Source organism: Stenotrophomonas sp. GW821-FHT01H02A (assembly GCF_059422145.1).
Window position 1 is genome coordinate 349,049 of the sequence record NZ_JBWKWI010000003.1, and the last position, 19,776, is coordinate 368,824.

18 protein-coding genes are annotated in these 19,776 nt (G+C 68.3%); all 18 read right to left on the bottom strand.

What is annotated here, in order from left to right; all coding sequences use genetic code 11:
• Positions 1–249: 249 nt before the first annotated feature.
• The gene (locus AC07WC_RS07130; RefSeq protein WP_495209382.1) at positions 250–2,229 is read right to left on the bottom strand and encodes a chemotaxis protein CheA; all 1,980 of its coding nucleotides are present in this window, start codon (positions 2,227–2,229) and stop codon (positions 250–252) included.
• Positions 2,230–2,274: 45 nt separating this feature from the next.
• On the bottom strand, positions 2,275–2,640 hold the full coding sequence (locus tag AC07WC_RS07135) for a response regulator (RefSeq protein WP_088435039.1): 366 nt from the start codon (positions 2,638–2,640) through the stop codon (positions 2,275–2,277).
• Positions 2,637–2,945 carry an STAS domain-containing protein gene (locus tag AC07WC_RS07140; protein WP_019182915.1) on the bottom strand — a complete coding sequence of 103 codons (309 nt, stop codon included), beginning with the start codon at positions 2,943–2,945 and terminating at the stop codon, positions 2,637–2,639. The genes AC07WC_RS07135 and AC07WC_RS07140 overlap by 4 nt, the downstream gene beginning before the upstream one ends.
• Before the next feature lie 70 nt (positions 2,946–3,015).
• Positions 3,016–4,137: a chemotaxis protein CheW gene (locus AC07WC_RS07145; RefSeq protein ID WP_495209383.1), complete on the bottom strand. Its 1,122-nt coding sequence runs from the start codon at positions 4,135–4,137 to the stop codon at positions 3,016–3,018.
• On the bottom strand, positions 4,134–4,916 hold the full coding sequence (locus tag AC07WC_RS07150) for a ParA family protein (protein WP_495209384.1): 783 nt from the start codon (positions 4,914–4,916) through the stop codon (positions 4,134–4,136). The genes AC07WC_RS07145 and AC07WC_RS07150 overlap by 4 nt, the downstream gene beginning before the upstream one ends.
• Before the next feature lie 5 nt (positions 4,917–4,921).
• Positions 4,922–5,923, bottom strand: a complete 1,002-nt coding sequence (motD, locus tag AC07WC_RS07155; protein WP_495209385.1) for a flagellar motor protein MotD — start codon at positions 5,921–5,923, stop codon at positions 4,922–4,924.
• A 1-nt stretch (position 5,924) separates the two neighbouring features.
• Positions 5,925–6,665, bottom strand: a complete 741-nt coding sequence (locus AC07WC_RS07160) for a flagellar motor protein (RefSeq protein ID WP_495209386.1) — start codon at positions 6,663–6,665, stop codon at positions 5,925–5,927.
• Between the two features lie 79 nt (positions 6,666–6,744).
• Positions 6,745–8,580, bottom strand: coding sequence for a chemotaxis protein CheA (locus tag AC07WC_RS07165; protein WP_495209387.1), 1,836 nt, complete (start codon positions 8,578–8,580; stop codon positions 6,745–6,747).
• Between the two features lie 5 nt (positions 8,581–8,585).
• A complete protein-coding gene (locus AC07WC_RS07170) occupies positions 8,586–9,200 on the bottom strand; it encodes a protein phosphatase CheZ (RefSeq protein WP_495209388.1) in 615 nt (204 codons plus the stop codon).
• On the bottom strand, positions 9,200–9,592 hold the full coding sequence (cheY, locus tag AC07WC_RS07175) for a chemotaxis response regulator CheY (RefSeq protein ID WP_019182908.1): 393 nt from the start codon (positions 9,590–9,592) through the stop codon (positions 9,200–9,202). Before cheY ends, AC07WC_RS07170 begins: the two co-directional genes overlap by 1 nt.
• 16 nt (positions 9,593–9,608) lie before the next feature.
• A complete protein-coding gene (locus AC07WC_RS07180) occupies positions 9,609–10,355 on the bottom strand; it encodes an RNA polymerase sigma factor FliA (RefSeq protein WP_019182907.1) in 747 nt (248 codons plus the stop codon).
• Positions 10,352–11,239: a MinD/ParA family ATP-binding protein gene (locus tag AC07WC_RS07185; protein ID WP_495209389.1), complete on the bottom strand. Its 888-nt coding sequence runs from the start codon at positions 11,237–11,239 to the stop codon at positions 10,352–10,354. The genes AC07WC_RS07180 and AC07WC_RS07185 overlap by 4 nt, the downstream gene beginning before the upstream one ends.
• On the bottom strand, positions 11,226–12,881 hold the full coding sequence (locus tag AC07WC_RS07190; RefSeq protein WP_495209390.1) for an AAA family ATPase: 1,656 nt from the start codon (positions 12,879–12,881) through the stop codon (positions 11,226–11,228). The genes AC07WC_RS07185 and AC07WC_RS07190 overlap by 14 nt, the downstream gene beginning before the upstream one ends.
• A gap of 149 nt (positions 12,882–13,030) precedes the next feature.
• A complete protein-coding gene (flhA, locus tag AC07WC_RS07195; protein WP_495209391.1) occupies positions 13,031–15,133 on the bottom strand; it encodes a flagellar biosynthesis protein FlhA in 2,103 nt (700 codons plus the stop codon).
• The gene (flhB, locus tag AC07WC_RS07200) at positions 15,130–16,260 is read right to left on the bottom strand and encodes a flagellar biosynthesis protein FlhB (protein ID WP_495209392.1); all 1,131 of its coding nucleotides are present in this window, start codon (positions 16,258–16,260) and stop codon (positions 15,130–15,132) included. Before flhB ends, flhA begins: the two co-directional genes overlap by 4 nt.
• An 87-nt stretch (positions 16,261–16,347) precedes the next feature.
• On the bottom strand, positions 16,348–18,492 hold the full coding sequence (locus AC07WC_RS07205; RefSeq protein ID WP_495209393.1) for a putative bifunctional diguanylate cyclase/phosphodiesterase: 2,145 nt from the start codon (positions 18,490–18,492) through the stop codon (positions 16,348–16,350).
• Positions 18,493–18,672: 180 nt separating this feature from the next.
• Positions 18,673–19,464 carry a flagellar biosynthetic protein FliR gene (fliR, locus tag AC07WC_RS07210; RefSeq protein WP_495209394.1) on the bottom strand — a complete coding sequence of 264 codons (792 nt, stop codon included), beginning with the start codon at positions 19,462–19,464 and terminating at the stop codon, positions 18,673–18,675.
• A gap of 12 nt (positions 19,465–19,476) precedes the next feature.
• The gene (locus tag AC07WC_RS07215) at positions 19,477–19,746 is read right to left on the bottom strand and encodes a flagellar biosynthetic protein FliQ (protein WP_019184809.1); all 270 of its coding nucleotides are present in this window, start codon (positions 19,744–19,746) and stop codon (positions 19,477–19,479) included.
• Between the last annotated feature and the right edge of the window lie 30 nt (positions 19,747–19,776).

The window sequence follows — 19,776 nt, forward strand, 5'->3', positions numbered from 1 at the left end:
GCTTCGTCACATTTTTTTCGCAGCGGTCGACCGGCGCTGTACACGCGGAATGGTTTCTGCTGCAAGGGTTTCGCGCGGGCAGGCCATACCTTGGCGAACGGTTGCAGGCGAGCATCGCTGAGCGGCGTGCCGATCAAGTTCACAGTTTTCGGGCGGACTGGCCGCACGGATCGCAACCGTGCGTGCACGAACGAACGCCGCCGCTCCCGGGGGAGCGGCGGCGTCGGGGCCAGCGTGATGGCAGCAGCGTTACGCGGCCTGCGGCACCTTGAGCGAACGCACCAGGCCGCCGATGTCGACGATCAGCGCAACGCGGCCATCGCCCAGGATGGTCGCACCGGAGACGCCGCTGATCCGGCGGTAGTTGTTCTCGATGTTCTTGACCACGACCTGCTGCTGGCCGACCAGTTCGTCCACTTCCAGCGCGATCTTCTGGCCATCGCCTTCAACCACCACCACCAGCGGATCGTCCAGCGCACGCCCACCGTAGCCGTAGTACTCGCTGAGCGAGAGGATCGGCAGGTACTCGCCGCGGACCCGCAGCACGCGACCCTCGCCGGCCATGGTGCGCACATCGTCGGCCTGCGGCTGCAGTGCCTCGAGTACGTAGGCCAGTGGCAGGATCAGGGTTTCGCCAGCCACCGACACGGTCATGCCGTCCAGGATCGCCAGTGTCAGCGGCAGCCGGATCAGCACGCGGGTACCGTTGCCCGCCTGGCTTTCCAGCTGCACTTCGCCCCCCAGTGCCTGGATGTTGCGGCGGACCACGTCCATGCCGACGCCACGACCGGACAGATCCGTGACGGCATCGGCGGTGGAGAAGCCGGGCTGGAAGATCAGGTCCCACACCTGTGCGTCGGTGGGGTTGTCGGGCACGCTCAGGCCACGCTCGAGCGCCTTGGACAGGATCTTGTCGCGGTTCAGGCCGCGGCCGTCGTCGCTGACTTCGATCACGATGTGGCCGCCCTGGTGGGACGCGGCCAGCGTGATCGTGCCGGTTTCGTCCTTGCCCGCCTCGCGACGCACGTCCGGCATTTCCAGGCCGTGGTCGATCGAGTTGCGGACCAGGTGCACGAGCGGATCGGCGATCTTTTCGATCAGGCCCTTGTCCAGCTCCGTACCTTCGCCGATGGTGCGCAGGCGCACGTGTTTGCCCAGGCGCGAGGACAGATCGCGGACCAGGCGCGGGAAGCGGCGGAACACCGCATCCACCGGCAGCATGCGCACGCCGATGACCGCTTCCTGCAGATCGCGGGTATTGCGTTCGAGCAGGTCCAGTCCGGTCAGCAGCTGCTCGGCCTGCGCCGGGTCCAGCGCATGCGAAACCTGCTTGAGCATGGCCTGGGTGATGACCAGTTCGCCGACCAGGTTGATCAGCGCATCGACCTTGTCCACGCTGACGCGGATCGAGGTTTCTGCTTCATGTGCGGCGGCGGCCGCCGGTGCTGCTGCGGCCGGTGCGGCGGCGGGGGCGGCGACTGCGGGTTTGGCCTCGACCGGCGCGCGGGTGGCCAGGCTCGGTGGCGCGGCCGGGCGGATGTCCAGTTCGCAGTCGTCCACGACCCAAGCAAACGTGTCTTCGATCTTGCTGCGCGGCACCTTGCCGACCAGCCCGAGGTCCCACGCCAGGTGCGCTTCGAGCGGATCGAGCTGGTCGAAGCCGGGCAGGCGGTCCAGGCGTGCGGCGACCTGCAGCGAGCCCAGGTGTTCCAGCTCGCGGATGATGCGCAGCGGGTCGTTGCCGCTCATGAACAGCGACGGCGCCGGCACGAAGCCGATCCGCCATGCTTCGGGCGTGTCATCCACCTTCGCGGCCGCGACCGGAGCCGCTGCGGCAGCCTGGCCGGACAGCACCGCTTCCAGGCGTGCCTTGACGTCGGCGACCGCCTGCGGATCCGCCGGCTGGCCGTGTTCGGCTTCACGCAGCAGGGCGCGCAGCACGTCCACCGAGGCCAGCATCGCGTCGACCGCGGCGGGCTCCAGTGCCCGCTTGCCGGCGCGCAGTTCGTCCAGCAGCGTTTCCAGCACATGGGTCAGCGCGGCGATCGCGTCGAAGCCGAAGGTGCCGGCACCGCCCTTGATCGAGTGCGCCGCACGGAACACCGAGTTGATGATCTCCGGGTCCTGCTGGCCCGATTCGAGCGCCAGCAGGCCAGCTTCCATCGCATCCAGCCCCTCGCGGCTTTCTTCGAAGAAGGTGGCGTGGAAACGTTGCAGATCCATGCTCATGGTGCGGGGTGTCCGGTTGCGAGGGGAGGGAAGGGCGAAGCGGGATCAGCCCAGGACTTTCTGGACGGTGGCGACCAGCTGCTCCGGGTTGAACGGCTTGACCAGCCAGCCGGTCGCGCCGGCGGCCTTGCCTTCGGATTTCTTGTCGGCGGCCGATTCGGTGGTCAGCATCAGCATCGGCGTGAACTTGTAGTCGGGCAGCTGGCGCAGCTCACGGATCAGTGCGATGCCGTCCATGTTGGGCATGTTGACGTCGGTGACCACCGCGTTGAAGCGTTGGCCCTTGGCACGACCGAGGGCGACCGCGCCGTCTTCGGCTTCCTCGACGGAAAAGCCGGCCGAGGTGAGGGCGAAAGAGACCATCTGGCGCATCGACGCCGAATCGTCCACCACCAAGATACGTGCGCTCATGCAGCGTTCTCCACAGATTTCAGGTTGTCATGGGGTGCATCCAGGCCGAGGGCCTGGGTGACGCCGAGCAGGCGCGCGGCATCACGGAAGGTTGCGGTGCAACCGTGGAATCCGGTGGGATGCCCGGCCTTGCGGCGGGCCTCGACGAATGCGCACAGCACCTGCACCGAGGCGGTATGGATACGGCCGATCTGGCTGGCGTCCAGCGTCAGATCGCCGGCCTGGTCCACCAGGGGGGCCAAACGGGTTTTCAGCTCGGTGCTGGTCTCGATACCGAGATCATCACCCAGGGCCACAGTGCTCATCATTGCTCCGGACAAACGGTTCCGAGGTCTATAACGGCAATAACCCGGGAAGCTTTAGCCGTTCCGGCGGTCAGTTCAGCAACTGGGTCGCATCCAGCAGGATCATCGGCTGGGCGCCGCCACGGGCCACGCCGCGGAACAGGTCGTTGGAGATCTGGCAGATGCGGGCGGTATCCGGGGGCTCGATCTGGGAGTCGGTCAGGTTGGCGACGTCCTCCACGGCCGAGACGCGCAGGCCCATGGTTTCGCCGTTCTCTTCCAGCACCACGATGCGGGTGTTGGCATCGTTGCCCGCCGCGCTGCTGCCCAGGTGGATGCCCAGGTCCATCACCGGCACCACCTGGCCGCGCAGGTTCATGATCCCCAGCATCGCCGGCGAGGTGCCCCGCAGCGGCAGCAACGGCACCGGCAGGACCACTTCCTGGACCTTGAGCAGCTCCAGTGCGTAGGCCTGCGCGCCACAGCGCAGGCGCAGCCAGCGCGAGGTGCGCTCGCTGGCGCGGCGGTTTTCGCGCGGGCTGGAGGCCGGGTCGCGGGCCTGGCGCTGCAGTTCCTCCCAGCTGCCGGGACGGCTCTGCGCCAACGAGGGCGTGCCGGCGCGGGCGCTGGTCGCCGCCGGCATCGGCGGCATGGCAGGCATCGGCCGGGCAACCGTTGCACGTGCTGCTGGCGCGGCAGCGGCGGTTACAGGGGCAGGCGCCGCGACCGGCGCAGGGGCGGGCGGCACCACCGGGGTGGGTGCTGCTGCAGGCGCGCTGGCGCCTACGGCCACGGGTTCGGTTTCGTAGACGACCTCAGGCGGCAGGTCGTCCCAGCTTGGGCGCGCTTCGTCGGCGGGCGCGGGCATCGCACCGCTGAGCAGGGGATCATTGCGCAGCTCATCGAGCAGGTCGTCGAAGCCGGGTGCCGGCGCGGCCGCCTCGGCCACCGCCGCTGGTTGCTCCGCCCCGGCGGTGGTGCCGGCCGCGGGAAGCGTCATGGCGCCGCTCAGCAGCGGGTCGTTGCGAAGCTCATCGAGCAGGTCATTGAAACCTGGTGCGAGCGCAACCTCATCCGTCACCGGCACGATCCCGGCGGTGCTCTTTTCGGCGGTCGGAGGCGCCGCTTCAACAACGCTCGCCTCCACCGGCGCGGGCATTGCATCGCCGAGCAGCTGCTCCAGGTAATCGTCGAGTACGCCGGCGGTGTTCATGCCGCGCGCTCCATCTGCTGCGCGTCGTCGGCGAGGATCCATTCCAGGGCACGCCGGTAGGCCGCCAGGCCACGGCCGGGGTAGTCCTCCGATTGCGGCGGTACGGTCAGGCTGGCGGCATTGCAGATGCGGGTATCGACCGGAATCGCGTCTTCCCAGACCCGGTGGCCATGCTTGTCCTGCATCAGCTTGACGGTTTCGTTGCCGGCGCGGGTGCGGCGGTCGAACAGCGTTGGCAGGATCGACATCGGCAGCGGGCGGCGACGCGAGCGCTCGACCATTTCGCCGGTGCGGACCATGCCATCTAGGCCGTGCAGAGCAAGCGGCTCGGCCTGGGTCGGGATGATCAGGCGGTCGGCGGCGGCCAGCGCGTTGATCATCAGCAGGCCCAGGGTGGGTGCGCAGTCCAGCAGGATGTAGTCGTGCTGGCCCTGGTGGCGGCCGAGCGCGTTCTGCAGGGCCAGGCCGAGGCCTGGCTGGTTGGCGCTGCGGCGTTCCAGCGTGGCCAGCGCCGCCTGCGCGCAGACGTAGTCCAGGCCCGGGATGGCGCTGGGGTGGGCGAGCGTGGACAGCTCGGCCGGCGGTGCGCCGAACAGTTCCAGCACGCCCTGCGGCGGCGGGTCCAGCGGCACGCCGAAGGCGCGGGTCAGCGAAGAATGCGGATCCAGATCGATCAGCAGCACGCGGTGGCCCTGCGTGGCCAGGCCGCGGCCGAGCGCGAGCGTCGTGGTGGTCTTGCCCACACCGCCTTTCTGATTGGCAACGGCCCAGATACGCATGCGGTTCACTCCTTCATTGCGGGCGGAACGGCGGCGCCAACGCGGCTGCCGGCCGGCACCGGTGGCAACTGCACCGGTGCGATGGGGGTAACAGGGGTGCCGCTGGCAGGCGCGTTGACGGCATCGGCGGCATCGGCGTCGGCGCTGAGCCGGTCGGTGATCGGATCCACGCTCTGCGCGGTGTCGGCGAGAATGATCACCATCACCCGCCGGTTGCGGTTGCGGCCTTCGGCGCTGGCATTGTCTTCGCGCGGGCGGAACTGGCCGTAGCCGACCATCGCCAGCCGTGCCGGCTGCAGGCCCTGGTCGGCGAACAGATGCACCACGCTGGCGGCGCGCCCGGCCGAGAGTTCCCAGTTGGAGGGGAAAAGCGAGGTGGCGATCGGAATGTTGTCGGTATGGCCTTCCACGCGAACGCCATTGGGCGCATCACGCAGTACTTCGGCCAGCTTGGACAGGGTGTCGCGTGCATGCACGTCGAGCGTGGCCGAACCGGTCGGGAACAGGATGTCGCTGTTGATCTCCACCTCGATCCACAGCTCGGTGCGGCGCACGGTGATCATGCCGCGTTCGATCAGCGGCGCCAGCGTGGCGGTGAGCTTGTCGGCGATGCCGTTGAGTTGCCGCTCGGCGCGCTGCAGCTGTTCCTGGTTGCGGATCGAGACCGGCATGCGCATCTGCGAGGCCATCGCCGGCAGCAGGGTCGGATCGTTGCTCGGGGCCGGCGCGGACGGGCCGATCTTGGTCCCGGCCTTGATTACCGAGGGGCTGTCCCAGCCGCCGCCCTGGACCTGCTGGTTGCCGACCTGCACCGGGTTGATGGTGCGCGGTGCGCCACCGAAGGCGGTGGTCAGCGCATCGGCCATGATCCGGTACTTGCCCTCGTTGAGCGAGGAGATGGCGTACATCACCACGAAGAAGGCGAGCAGCAGCGTCATGAGGTCGGCGTAGGGGATCGCCCAGGCCTCATGGTTGGCATGTTCTTCGTGGTGCTTGCGACGGGCCATGTCAGTGCAGGAACCCGGACAGGTTGGTTTCGATGTTGCGTGGGTTCTCACCCTGGGCGATCGAAATCAGGCCTTCGATGATCATTTCCCGGTCGCGGCTGTTGTGGTGGATCACGCTCTTGAGCTTGGCCGAGACCGGCAGGAACAGCAGGTTGGCCGAGGCGATGCCGTAGATGGTGGCGGTGAACGCCGCGGCGATGCCGTGGCCGAGCTTGCTCGGGTCGGCGAGGTTCTTCATCACCGCGATCAGCCCGAGCACGGCGCCGATGATGCCCAGGGTCGGGGCGTAGATGCCCATGCCCTCGAACACCTTGGAGGCGGCCAGGTCCTGGCTCTCCTGGCTGCTCAGTTCGATCTCCATCATGTGCCGGATGGTCTCCGGCTCCACGCCGTCCACCAGCAGCTGCAGGCCTTTGCGCAGGAACGGATCGTCCTGCGCATCCACTTGCGCCTCCAGGCCGAGCAGGCCCTGGCGGCGGGCGATGTTGCTCCACTCCACGATCTGCTGGATCAGCTCGCGGCGGTCGCTGCTCGGCGGGCGGATCACCCAGCGCACGATCCTGAAGGCATGCTTGAACACGGCCGGCGAGGTGTGCAGCAGGATCGCGGCGATGGTGCCGACGATGACGATCACGAAGGCGGCCGGCGACCACAGTGACGCCAGACCGGCCCCCTTGAGGATGCTGCCGCCGACCAGCGAGGCCAACGCGAGGAAAAGTCCAATGAGGCTGAGTCTGTCCATGGGTCCGTTATCGGCTTGTGTGAATGGGACTTGAGACGCCGACGGAATCCAGTGCTGCGGCGGTCACACTTTCACGCGGTCAATCGTGGTGGGTGCGCAGTCCGTCCACGTCCAGGATCAACGCCATGCGGCCGTCACCGATCAGGGTGGCACCGGCATAGCCGCGCAGGCCGCGCAGTGCCTTGGGCAGGGGTTTGATCACCACTTCCTCGCGGCCGTGTACCTGGTCGACCACCAGGCCGAAGCGGGCCTCGCCGGCCTGCAGCACCACGATGGTCAGCAGCGAAGACGGCATCGGCTCCACGTCCAGCCAGTGGCGCAGATCGACCAGGGCCAGGGTGTGCGATTTGCGGTCGAGCACGGCGCGGCCATCGAACCAGCCCAGCGAGGTGTTGGGCGCATGCAGCACCTCCATCACGCGGGCCAGGGGCAGGGCGTAGACGTCTTCGCCGGCCTGCACCAGCAGGGTCGGCAGGATCGCCAGGGTCAGCGGTACGCGGATCATGAAGCGGCTGCCACGGCCCAGCTCGGACTGGATCTGGATCTGGCCGCTCAGCTCGCGGATGCGCGACTGGACCACGTCCATGCCCACGCCACGGCCGGAGATGTCGGTGACCTGCTGCTTGGTCGAGAAGCCGGGCAGGAACACCAGGTGCAGGCATTCCTCGCTGCTCAGGCGGGCCGCGGCCTCCGGGTCGATCAAGCCCTTCTCGCGCGCCTTCTGGCGCAGGCGTTCGGGATCGATGCCGGCGCCGTCGTCCTGCACTTCGATGCTGACGTAGTCGCCTTCCTGCTGGGCCGACAGGCGCACGTGGCCGCTGCGCGGCTTGCCCTGGGCCTCGCGCAGGTCGGGCATTTCCACGCCATGGTCGATCGCATTGCGGACCAGATGGACCAGCGGATCGGCCAGCGCTTCGACCAGGTTGCGGTCGAGTTCGGTTTCCGCGCCGATCAGTTCCAGTTCGACTTCCTTCTTCAGCGACCGCGCCACGTCGCGGGCCACCTTGGGAAAGCGCGAGAACACCTTGCCGACCGGCTGCATGCGCGTGCGCATGACCGCCGACTGCAGCCGTGCGGTCGCGATGTCCAGCGTGGACACCGCGCGGTCGAGCTCTTCATCGTGCAGGCGCGCGCGCAGGGTCTTGAGTCGGTTGCGCGAGAGCACCAGCTCGCCGATCAGGTTGACGATCGCATCCAGGCGCTTGGTGTCCACGCGCACCGTGTGTTCGGCTTCGGCGACCGGTTTGGCCGGGGCCGGCTTCGCGCTCGGTGCCGCCGGTGCCGCCGTGGCGCGAGGAGCGGGCGAGGGTGTACTGGTTATCGCGTTGGCACCGGGAACGGCGCCACCGTGCAACTGGTCCAGCAGCGCTTCGAACTCGTCTTCGCCGATCAGGCCGTCGTCCTGCTTCGGCGCGGCAACGGCGGCCGGCGCCGCGCCACCATGCAGCTGGTCGAGCAGGGCTTCGAACTCATCATCGGTGATCAGTTCGCCACCGCTGCCGGCCGTGGGAGCGGCCGCGGGCGTCGGCGTGGCCGGACCGTTGACGTCGAACTGGGCGATCAGTTCCGGCGGGGCATACCCCGGCTCGGTCCCGGCCGAGACCGAATCCAGCATCGACTGCAGGTAGTCCAGCGACTGCTGGGCCGCATCGAAATGGTGGGCCTGCAGCGTGGCCTGGCCCGAGCGCGCCATGCCGAGGGTTTCCTCGGCGGCGTGGCACAGCTCGACCATCGCCTGGATGCCGAGGAAGCCGGCACCGCCCTTGAGGGTGTGGAAACCACGGAACACGGCGTTGAGCTGGTCGGCATCCTGGGGCGCCTGCTCCAGCGACACCAGCTGTTCGCCGAGGCGGTCCAGGATTTCCTGGGCCTCGAGGATGAAATCGGCAGCGATATCGTCTGGCACAGCACTCATGATCGTTACAGTCCCAGGTCCGAGAGCAGGTCGTCGGCGTCGTTCTGTGACACCGCATGGCGATCCAGGCCATTCACGGCCGGGCCGGCCAGGCCGTTGTTGTCGCGCTTGCTGTCGTCGTCCTGCGGCGGCAGGCCGAGCGCGCCGAAGCCCTCGTGCACGCGCCGCACGATCCCGACCACGCGGCGGATGATCTGGCCGGTGAGGTCCTGGTAGCTCTGCGTCAGCGCGATTTCGGTCAGGTTGTGGCGGATCCGGTCCAGCTGCTGGTCCTGGTCGGGCGTCAACCCGTTGGCGCGCAGCTGCTCGGTCAGCGAGCGACATTCCTCGGCCAGGTCCAGCGTGCGGTGGGTGGCCTGTTCGGTCATCGCCACCACGTGGTCCAGGCGCGCGCAGGCATCATCCAGCTCGCCGGCTTCGCTGGGCAGGCTGGGCAGTTCGCCCAGGGCCTGGCCGAGCTCGCGGGCCAGGCGGTTCAGGCCGGCCATCATCGGCTGCGTGCGCAGCGCGGCGAGCGCGTCGATTTCCCGGCGCCAACCGGCCTCGTCACCACTCTCCAGTGCGGCCAGGGCGTCCTGCAGGCGCTGCACCAGCGCGGATTTGTCGCTCAGGGTTTCCATCAGGCGCTCGCTGCCAGGCGTTCGAAGATCTTGCCGAGCTTTTCTTCCAGGGTCTGCGCGGTGAACGGTTTGATGATGTAGCCGTTCACGCCGGCCTGGGCGGCTTCGATGATCTGCTCGCGCTTGGCTTCAGCGGTGACCATCAGCACCGGCAGGGTCTTGAGCTTGGCATCGGCACGCACGGCCTTGAGCAGGTCGATGCCGGTCATGACTGGCATGTTCCAGTCGGTGACCACGAAATCGAACGGCTGGCTCTGCAACATCGCCAGCGCGGCATGCCCGTCCTCGGCTTCGGCCGTATTGGTGAAGCCCAGATCGCCCAGCAGGTTCTTGACGATACGACGCATGGTCGAGAAGTCGTCGACGATCAGGATACGCATGTTCTTGTTCAAAGCATTTTCCTCGATTTCAATGGTTCTCGAGGCCGGCGTCTGCCGCCTCGAAGATCTTCAGCCGGCCCCGCAGGCGCAGCACGGCCTGGCCATGGATCTGGCACACGCGCGATTCGCTGACACCCAGTACGGCACCGATCTCTTTCAGGTTCAGTTCCTGCTCGTAGTACAGCGACAGGACCAGCTGTTCGCGTTCGGGCAGCAGGCCGATCGCATTGCCCAGCTCGCGCCCGAATTCGCCGCGCTCCAGGACCTGCTGCGGGGTCGGGCCGCCCTGGGCGACGGTGTCCAGCTCGCCCTGGTCTTCGATCCGCGATTCCAGGCTCAGCACCTGGCCGCGCGAGGCGTCTTCCATCAGGCGCAGGTAGTCCGGCAGTGGCATGTCCATCGCGGCGGCCACTTCGGTGGCGCTGGCGGCGCGGCCGGTGCTCTGCTCCAGGCGACGGATGGTCGCGGCGGCATCGCGGGCCCGGCGGTGCACCGAACGCGGCACCCAGTCGCCGCGGCGGATCTCGTCGATCATCGAGCCGCGGATGCGGATCGAGGCGTAGGTTTCGAACGAGGCGCCCTGGTCGGCGTCGTAGCTGCGCGAGGCCTCGATCAGGCCCATCATCCCGGCCTGGATCAGATCGTCCACTTCCACGCTCGCCGGCAGGCGCGCGGCCAGATGGTGGGCGATCCGCCGGACCAGGTCCGAGTGCTGGGCAATGCACTCGTTCGCGGCGGTCCGCTGGACCTCTTTGTATTGTGCTGCGCCTTTCATGCCGTCACCCCGCGCTGCTTGAGGATGCGTTCCAGGAAGAACTCGACCCCGCCACGCGGCTCGGTCGGGGCCTGCCAGCGGGCGGTGCGGCGCGCGATCTCGGTCAGCGCCAGCGCGGCCGGGCTGGAGGGATAGGCCTTGACCACCGGCTGCTGGCGCTGCACCGACAGGCGCAGCCAGTCATCCTGCGGCACGCAGCCCAGGTAGTTCAGCGAGACATCGGCGAGGAACTTCTCGCAGACGCGGGTCAGCTTTTCGTACAGCACGCGGCCTTCGTTCGGGTCGCGGACCATGTTGGCCACCACCTGGATCCGGTCCACGCCGCGCTCGCGCGAGAGCACCTTGATCAGCGCGTAGGCATCGGTGATCGAGGCCGGCTCATCGCAGACCACCACCACGGTGTCCTGCGCGGCCTGGCAGAAGGTCAGCACGCCATCGGTGATGCCGGCGGCGGTGTCCACGATCATGATGTCCAGCTCGCGCTCGAGCTCGGAGAACACGTTGACCAGGCCGACGTGCTCGGCCGGCTGCAGCTCGGCCATGTGGCGGCGGCCGGAGGCGGCGGGGACCACCAGCACGCCGCCGGGGCCTTCCATGATCACTTCTTCCAGCGTGCAGCGCCCGGCGACCAGGTCGGCCAGGGTCACCTTCGGCTGCAGGCCGAGGATCACGTCGATGTTGGCCAGGCCGAGGTCGGCGTCCAGCAGCAGCGTGCGTTTGCCCATGTCCGCCAGCGCCACGGCCAGATTGGCCGAAACGTTCGTTTTGCCCACGCCGCCCTTGCCGCCGGTGACGGCGATGGTGCGGACCGGGCCCAGCGGCTGGCTTCGGGTAGCCGACAACGGGAAGGTCTTGGTCAGCTTGGCGTACTCACGCGACGGCATGGTTCAACTCCGGGTTGCAGGGCATATCGGCCGCGCGGCGCAAATCTTCAAGGCGAAGTACAAGATTGGCCGCACTGGCACGGTGCAGGTCTTCGGGAACGTCCTGGCCATCGGTGACCCAGGTGATCGGCAGGCGGTGGTCGACCGCCACCGACAGGGCGGTACCGAAGCGGCCGGTCTCGTCCAGCTTGCTCAGCACCACGCCCTGCGGGTTGGCGGCGCTGAAGCGACGGACCACCTCGTCCATGTCGCCGAAACTGGTGTTGGCCGGCAGCACCAGCAGGGTGCGGATCTGCTCGGCGGCACGCAGCCACTGCAGCTGGGCGGCCATGGCGCGGTCGCGCGGGCCCAGCCCGGCGGTGTCGATCAGGACCAGCTTGTAGTCCTTCAGGCGCTCCAGCAGCTGGTTCAGGTCGCTGCCGCTGCTGGCCTCATGGACCGCGATGCCGAGCTGGCGGCCGAAGCCGTACAGCTGCTCGCGGGCGCCGATGCGGCCGGTATCGGTGGTGACCAGGGCGACGTCGCGGGCGGCATGCGCCTCGGCGAAACGCGACGCCAGCTTGGCGATGGTGGTGGTCTTGCCGGCCCCGGTGGGGCCGACCAGGGCGATCACGCCGCCGGCTTCGAGCGGGTCGACCGGGGCGATCGGCAGCTTCTTGGAGAGCAGGCCGAGCATCAGGCCGCGACCACGGTGGGCTTCGGTGTCCAGCGGGATCTGCATGGCCACGTCGCGGCTGATGCCGGCGTCGAAGCCGTACTCGTCCATCAGGTCCAGCGCGGCGGCGCGGACCGCTGAGCCACGCAGGCGCTCGTCGGTGAAGCGGTGCATCTCGCGTTCGATGACATGGCGCATGCCGGCCACTTCATGGCGCAGCTGGCGGATTTCCTCGTCGTCGCGCTGGATGATCGTCAGTTCGGGCACGCTGGCCACGGCCGCTGCCGGTTCATTGGCGGCGGTGGTGACGGTTTCGGCGATCGGCAGCGGCAGGGCCGGCGGCAGGGCGGCGGCCACCACCGGCAGCGGCGCGAGCGCTGCAGCGACCGGCATCACGGCCTCGTCCATCTCGTCCAGCGGCGGATCGATCACGAAGCGGGCGCGATTGATCGGCGCGGGCGTGGCGAGTGCGTCGGCCGGGGCGGCCGGAGACGCGGCGGCGGCCTGCTCGACATTGAACGGCGCGAAGATCTGCTCCGGCAGCGACGGTTCGTTGACGGCCGGGCCGACGCTGGCGCGCGCCAGGGTGGCGGCGAAACCGTCGCTGCCCGGCGGCGGCACGATTTCATTGGCGGTATCCAAGGTGCGACCGGTCGCGCCGACGGCGGCGCGGGCCAGCGCGGCGACTGCCGAGGTGGTCGCCGCCACCGGCTCCGGCGTGGCGACCGGTGCCTTGCGGCGGGTCACGGCGGCGATCACCGCATCGGCGGCGCTGCGCGGGCGCGGTACCGGCGGCGGCGCGACGTCCTTGCGGGCCGCTTCCAGCGCACGCTGCACGGCGCTCTCGTCGTAGTTGGCCGCCGCCACGATTTCGACACCTTCCTCGATCCGGCGGTTGGACAGGATCACTGCGTCCGGACCGTGTTCCTTGCGCACCAGGTTCATGGCCGAGCGCATATCGGAGGCGACGAAGCGTTTGATTTTCATGCTGTGGTACCGGGACTGGGGCGGCGGAGTGGTGGAAGGGAAACGCTGGTTGTCGGTGGTCTGCACGGTCAGGGAGTCCCTTTATTTCCTGCTGCGGTGAAATCGAATGAGGTGTCTGTTTTCTGTCGCGGTGCCGTCGGGTGTCCGGTTCAACTGATCGTGCCGACCAGCTTCAACCGTTTGTCCTCGGGCACCTCGCTGTAGGCGAGTACGGACAGCGAGGGGACGCTGTGGCGTACCAGCCGTGCCAGCGCGGCACGTACCGGGCCGGGCACCAGCACGACCGCCGGCTCGTTCTTCGCTTCCTGCTTGCCGACACATTCGGCCAGGCTCTGGTGCAGTCGCTCGGCGAGTCCGGGTTCCAGCGCGGCGCCGTTGCCCTGCGTGGACTCCTGCAAGACGCGTTCCAGTTGCGGGTTGAGGGTGAACACCGGCAGCTCCGGCGACATCCCGGCGATCTCCTGCACGATGAAACGACCCAGTGCGTTGCGCACGGCAGCGGTCAGCACGGCCGGGTCCTGGCTGGTCGGCGCGCTCTCCACCAGCGATTCGACGATCTTGCGCAGCTGGCGGATCGGAATGCGCTCGATCAGCAGGTTCTGCAGCACCCGCACCACCGCCGACAGCGGCAGCGACTTGGGCGTCAGGTCTTCGACCAGCTTGGGTGCGCTCTTGGCCAGGTTGGCCAGCAGCTGCTGCACCTCCTCATGGCCGAGCAGCTCCGGGGCGTGTTCGCGGATCAGGTGCGACAGATGGGTGGCGACCACGGTGGCCGGGTCGACCACGGTGTAGCCCATCGATTCGGCATTGGCGCGCTGATGTGGCTGGATCCAGGTGGCATCCAGGCCGAACGCGGGGTCCTTGCCGGCGATGCCTTCCAGCGTGCCCAGCGCGCTGCCCGGGTCCAGCGCGAGTTCGCGGTCCGGGTGGATCTCGGCGGTGGCCACCGGCACGCCGTGGATCAGCAGGCGATAGGCAGTCGCGGGCAGCTCCAGGTTGTCGCGGATGTGGACGGAAGGAATCAGGAAGCCGATGTCGTGGGTGAGCTTGCGCCGCACGCCCTTGATCCGCGCCATCAGCTCGCCGCCCTGGTTCTTGTCCACCAGCGGGATCAGCCGATAACCGACTTCCAGGCCGAGCGGATCGACCGGGCGCAGTTCATCCCAGGTCAGCTCGGCGGTCGGCGAGGGTGCCGCGCCGGGCAGGCCGAGGCTGTCGGGGCGGTTGGCGGCGGGGGATTCCGCGGCGCGCGCCTGGGCGGTGCTCTTCTTCCACGCCTTCCAGGCGATGAAGCCGAGGATCGCGGCCAGCGTCAAGAAGGCGACGTTCGGCATGCCCGGGACCAGGCCGACGACCGCCAGGATCGCCGCGGCGATGGTCAGCGCGCGGTACTGGCCGAACACCTGGCCCATCATGGCCTGGGCCATGTCCTGCGAGCGCGAGGCACGGGTGACCAGCATGGCGACCGCCGAGGACACCAGCAGCGCCGGCAGCTGGGCGACCAGGCCGTCACCGATGGAGAGCAGGGTGTAGGTCGCGGCGGCATCGCCGAACGGCATGCCGTGCTGGAGGACGCCGACCGCCAGGCCGCCGACCAGGTTGATGAACAGGATCAGGATGCCGGCGATCGCGTCGCCGCGGATGAACTTGCTGGCACCGTCCATCGCGCCGTAGAAGTCGGCTTCCTCGCGGACCTCCTCGCGCCGGGCCTTGGCTTCCTCACGCGTCAGCAAACCGGCGTTGAGATCGGCGTCGATCGCCATCTGCTTGCCGGGCATGGCATCCAGGATGAAGCGGGCGGTCACTTCGGAGACGCGCCCGGCGCCCTTGGTGATCACCACGAAGTTGATGATGGTCAGGATCGCGAAGACCACGATGCCGACTGCGTAGTTGCCGCCGATCACGAACTCGCCGAACGAGGCGATCACCTTGCCGGCCGCCTCGTGGCCGTTCTGGCCGTTGAGCAGGATCACGCGGGTGGAGGCCACGTTCAACGCCAGCCGCAGCATCGTGGTGACCAGCAGTACGATCGGGAAGATGGTGAAGTCCAACGGGCGCTTCACGTAGACCACCGCCAGCAGCACCATCAGCGAGATGGCGATGTTGAAGGTGAACAGCGCATCGAGCACCGGCGGCGCCAGCGGGACCACCACCATGGCCAGCAGGGCCAGCACGATCAGCGGGGCGCCCAGTCCGTGACGGATCATGTCCAGCGCGCGGCGCACGTTCATGCCGGCAGGTTGCGCGCTCATGGGCGGCCTCCCTTGCCGAATTCATCGATGTCGATGCTGGGCGCAGCCGGCATCGGGCCGCCCTGCCAGCCGCGCAGCTGGTAGACGTAGGAGAGCACCTGGGCCACGGCCGAATACAGTCTCACGGGAATTTCCTTTCCAAGTTGACCTTCCCGATACAAGGCGCGTGCCAAAGGCGGGGCGGAGACGATGGCGACCTTGTTGCCGTCGGCCACCTCACGGATGCGCAGGGCGGTTTCATCCACGCCCAGGGCCACCACGGTGGGCGCGCCCATCTTTCCGCCTTCGTACTTCAGGGCGACCGCGTAATGGGTAGGGTTGACCACCACGACGTCGGCGGTGGGCACCGATTCCATCATCCGGCGGTTGGACATCTGCTGCTGCAGCTGGCGGATACGGGCCTTGACCTCCGGGCTGCCCTCGCTTTCCTTCATTTCCCGGCGCAGTTCTTCACGGGTCATCTTCAGCTTGCGCATCCAGTTCCAGCGCTGGTACGGCGCATCGATGGCGGCCAGCAGCATCATCGCGCCGCCGGTGGCCAGCATCAGCTTCAGGGTGAAGCCCAGGCCGTGGACCATGGCCGCTTCCAGCGGCTGGTTGAGCAGGTCGCGCAGCGAGCGGATCCCGTGCCACACCACCAGTCCAGCTGCGGTGCCGACAAAGGCGATGCGCAGCAGGGATTTGGTGAACTCGGCGATCGCTTCGGGCCCGTACAGTCGCTTCATGCCGGCCATCGGGCTGAGCCGTTTGAAGTCGGGCAGCAGCGACTTGTTCGACCAGCGCAGGCCGCCCATCACCACCGGCGACAGGAAACTGGCCAGCAGACAGATCACCACCAGCGGCCACATGCCCAGCAGCAGGCGCAGCAGCAGTTCGCCGAAATGCCCGAACAGTGCCTGCGGATGCAGGCGCAGTCCCGGCTCGGGGCTGAGCGCGACCTGCATCCAGGTCTTGGCGTTGCGGGCGATGGTGCCGGAAAACGCCATCAGCGCCAGCACAGCGGCACCGAATACCGCCGCCGTCGCCAGCTCACGCGAGCGCGGGATGTTGCCCTGCTCCCGGGCATCGCGCAGGCGCTTCTCGGTGGGTAATTCGGTTTTTTCGCCGGCTTGTTCGTTCTCGGACATCAGGGCACGACACAGGAGGGGATACCCCGGTCCGTGCAAGAACCATTCCGTTATCCGGGCGTGCCCGGCGCGGGCCGGCGCCCGGCGTTACCCGGCGGCGGCGTCCGGCCGCCGGGGCGGCGTCCACCCCGTGGCCACTTCCACCCGCGGTCGCGGCAGGTCATGCAGCTGCATGAAGCGCTGCGCATCCACCGGGCGGCCCAGCAGGTAGCCCTGCAGGTAGTCGCAGCCCAGCCGCTCCAGGTAGGCGCGCTGGCCGGCGGTCTCCACCCCTTCGGCCACGATGTCCATGTCCAGCGCATGGCCCAGCGCCACGATCGCCGACACGATCACCACGTCCTCGGAGCTGTTCTCCAGGTCGCGCACGAAGGCGTGATCGATCTTGATCTCGGTGGCCGGCAGGCGCTTGAGATACAACAGGCTGGAGTAGCCGGTGCCGAAGTCGTCGATCGAGATCCCCACGCCCAGCGCCGCCATGCCCTGCAGCAGGGTCAGGCTGGCGTCGGTGTCGCGCATCACCGTGTTTTCCGTGATCTCCAGGATCAGGCGGCGCGGCTCGATGGCGTGGTTCTGCAGCGCTTCGCGCACTTCCTGCAGCAGGCCGGGCGAGGCGAACTGGATCGGCGAGAGATTCACCGAGACCGTCCAGCCGTCATGCCCGGCGTCGTGCCAGAGGCGCAGCTGGCGGCAGGCCTCGTCCAGCGCCCAGCGGCCGATCTCGTTGATCACGCCGCTGCGCTCGGCCAGGCGGATGAAGCGGTCCGGCGGAATCAGGCCCTGCTGCGGATGCCGCCAGCGGATCAGGGCTTCGGCACCGCTGACCGACTGGCCCGCCACGCGGGTCTTGGGTTGATAGTGCAGGAACAGCTGCTCGGTGCCGATCGCGCGGCGCAGGTCGGCCAGCAGCTGGAACTGCTGCTCGGCACTGTCGTTCATCCAGTCGGCAAACAGGACGTAGGCGTTGCGGCCCGCTTCCTTGGCCTGGTACATGGCGGCATCCGCAAAGGCCATCAGCTGGCGTTCGCTGGCGGCGTGGTCCGGACAGATCGCGATGCCGATGCTGGCCGTCACCTGCAGGTCCTGGTGGGGCAGCAGGGGTTCGCGGCCGACGGTCTGGATCAGGCGGCTGGCCAGCGTGGCGACGTCTTCATCGTTCTCGATCGAGACCACCAGCACGAACTCGTCGCCGCCCAGCCGCGCCAGCATGTCCGTCGGGCGCAGCAGCTTGCGTGTGCGATCGGCCACGGCGACCAGCAGCGCGTCGCCGGTCTGGTGGCCGTAGGCGTCGTTGACCTGTTTGAAGCCGTCCAGGTCTATGAACATCACCGCGAAGCGGCTGCCGCGCTGTTCGGCCTCGGCCAGCGCCTGTTCGATCCGCTGCTGCAGCAGGCGGCGGTTCGGCAGCCGGGTCAGCGGATCGTGCAGGGCGGCCTGGGTCAGCTCGGCGTACGCATCGTCCAGCGAGCTGCTCAGGTCCGTGTTGCGCAACCGCAGCAGCTGCGCCTCCATGCGCTGGTCGAGCCAGGACACGATCAACACCACCGCCAGGATCGCGATGGTCAGGACCAGCACCACCAGGGCCAGCCACTGCGCCTGCAGCCCGTCGCCGGCCGCGGCACCGCAGATGCTGTCGGCCGGGAAGCGGGCGGCCGCCATGCCCGTGTAGTGCATGCCGACGATTGCGGTGGCCAGCACCAGCGCCGGGGCGGCGCGGTCGCGCAGGCGGCGATGGGTACTGCGCAGCCGGAAGGCGATGAACAGCGCCGTCCACGAGGCGGCCACGGCGATCAACAGCGACAGCGCCACCCAGCCGGCGTGGTAATCGATGCCGGGCTGCATGCGCAGCGCGGCCATTCCCAGGTAGTGCATCGAGGCGATCCCGCTGCCCATCAGCACCGCGCCAAGCGCGAGGCGTCCATGCGGCAGGGTGGGTTGCGAGACCAGCCACAGCGCGAAGATCGAGGAGGCCATGGCGGCCAGCAGCGAGATGGTGGTCAGGCCGAGCGCGTAGCCGAGCGGGATCGGCAGCTGGAAGGCGAGCATGCCGATGAAGTGCATCGACCAGATGCCCAATCCCATCGCGCAGCCACCGCCGACCAGCCACAACCAGGTGCTGCGGGGCGTGGCTGCGGTGGTGACCCGGCTGGCCATGTCCAGCGCAGTGAACGAGGCCAGCACGGCGACCAGGAATGAAATGATCACCAACCACGGGGTGTAACTGCCGATCAGCATGGATGACGCTCTCCCTGGCCAACGTCTGAGCGATACGACAGAACGCGGCGCCATCACCGCAGAGATCGGGTGAAGGTATCGTCGTCAGCCAAGACTAACGCCACGCCCCGGGGGGATCGCAAGTGGCAGGCGTGCAGGTCGCCGCTGCGCTGGCGCGGCTGTCCCGGTGTGTGTCCCGGGTCAGCGGCTCACGCTTTCGGCGGCATCGAAGGCGGCATCGAACAGGCGCTGCACCGGCGGACCCATCTCGCCGGCCAGCACCGTGAGCAGGAACAGGCCCAGCAGCAACGCCACCGGCAAGCCCAGCTGGATCGGGTTCAGGGCCGGTGCGGCGCGCGCCAGTACACCGAAGGCCAGATTGATCGCCAGCATCGCCACGGTCAACGGCAATGCCAGGGTCAGTGCGCCACGGAAGACCTGCAGCAGGAAGGTCGGGGCGATGCTGAGGAATGCCTGCGGATCGGGCAGCGAGGTGCCGATCGGCAGCGCCTTGTAGCTGTCCATCAGCAGCGAGATCAGCGCCAGGTGGCCGTTGGCGGTGAAGAACAGCAGGCCGAACAGCAGGTAGAACCACTGTCCGATCACGCCGGAGCTGCCGCCCCGAAGCGGATCGCTCATCTGTGCGAAGGCCAGGCCGGTGCCCTGGGCGACCAGCTCGCCGGCCATCGCGCCAGCCTCGAACACCAGCCGCAGCACGAAGCCGATCGAGACCCCGATCGCCAGTTCACGGGCAATGGTCAGCACCGTGGCCGCATCGAAGCCGGTCCATTCCGGTACCGGCGGCAGCATCGGCGACAACGCGATCGCCAACGCGCCGGCCAGCAGCACGCGGATCCGTGACGGCACCGCGCGGGTGCCGATCAGCGGCATCGCCATCAGCATCGCGCCGATGCGCAGCATGGTCCACAGGATCGTGCCGATCATGCCGAAGGCCTGCAGGCCGTCGGCGGCCATCTGGGTCGCGGAATCCACGGCGGCCTGGCCTCAGCCGATCAGGTGCGGGATGCGCTGGAACAGCAACGTGGTGTATTCCACCAGATGGCCGATCAGCAGGCTGCCCAGCGCGAACAGCACCACGGTCAATGCCGCCGCCTTGGCGACGAAGGCGATCGTCGGTTCGTTGAGCTGGGTCGCGGCCTGGACTACGCCGACCACCACGCCGACGATCAGCACGGTGAGCAGCAGCGGGCCGGCGACCCACAGCACGGTGATCAGGCCACCACGGAGTTCGGTCAGGGCAAGTTCGGGCGTCATGTCGGTCTCGGGTCCGTATCGATCAGCAGG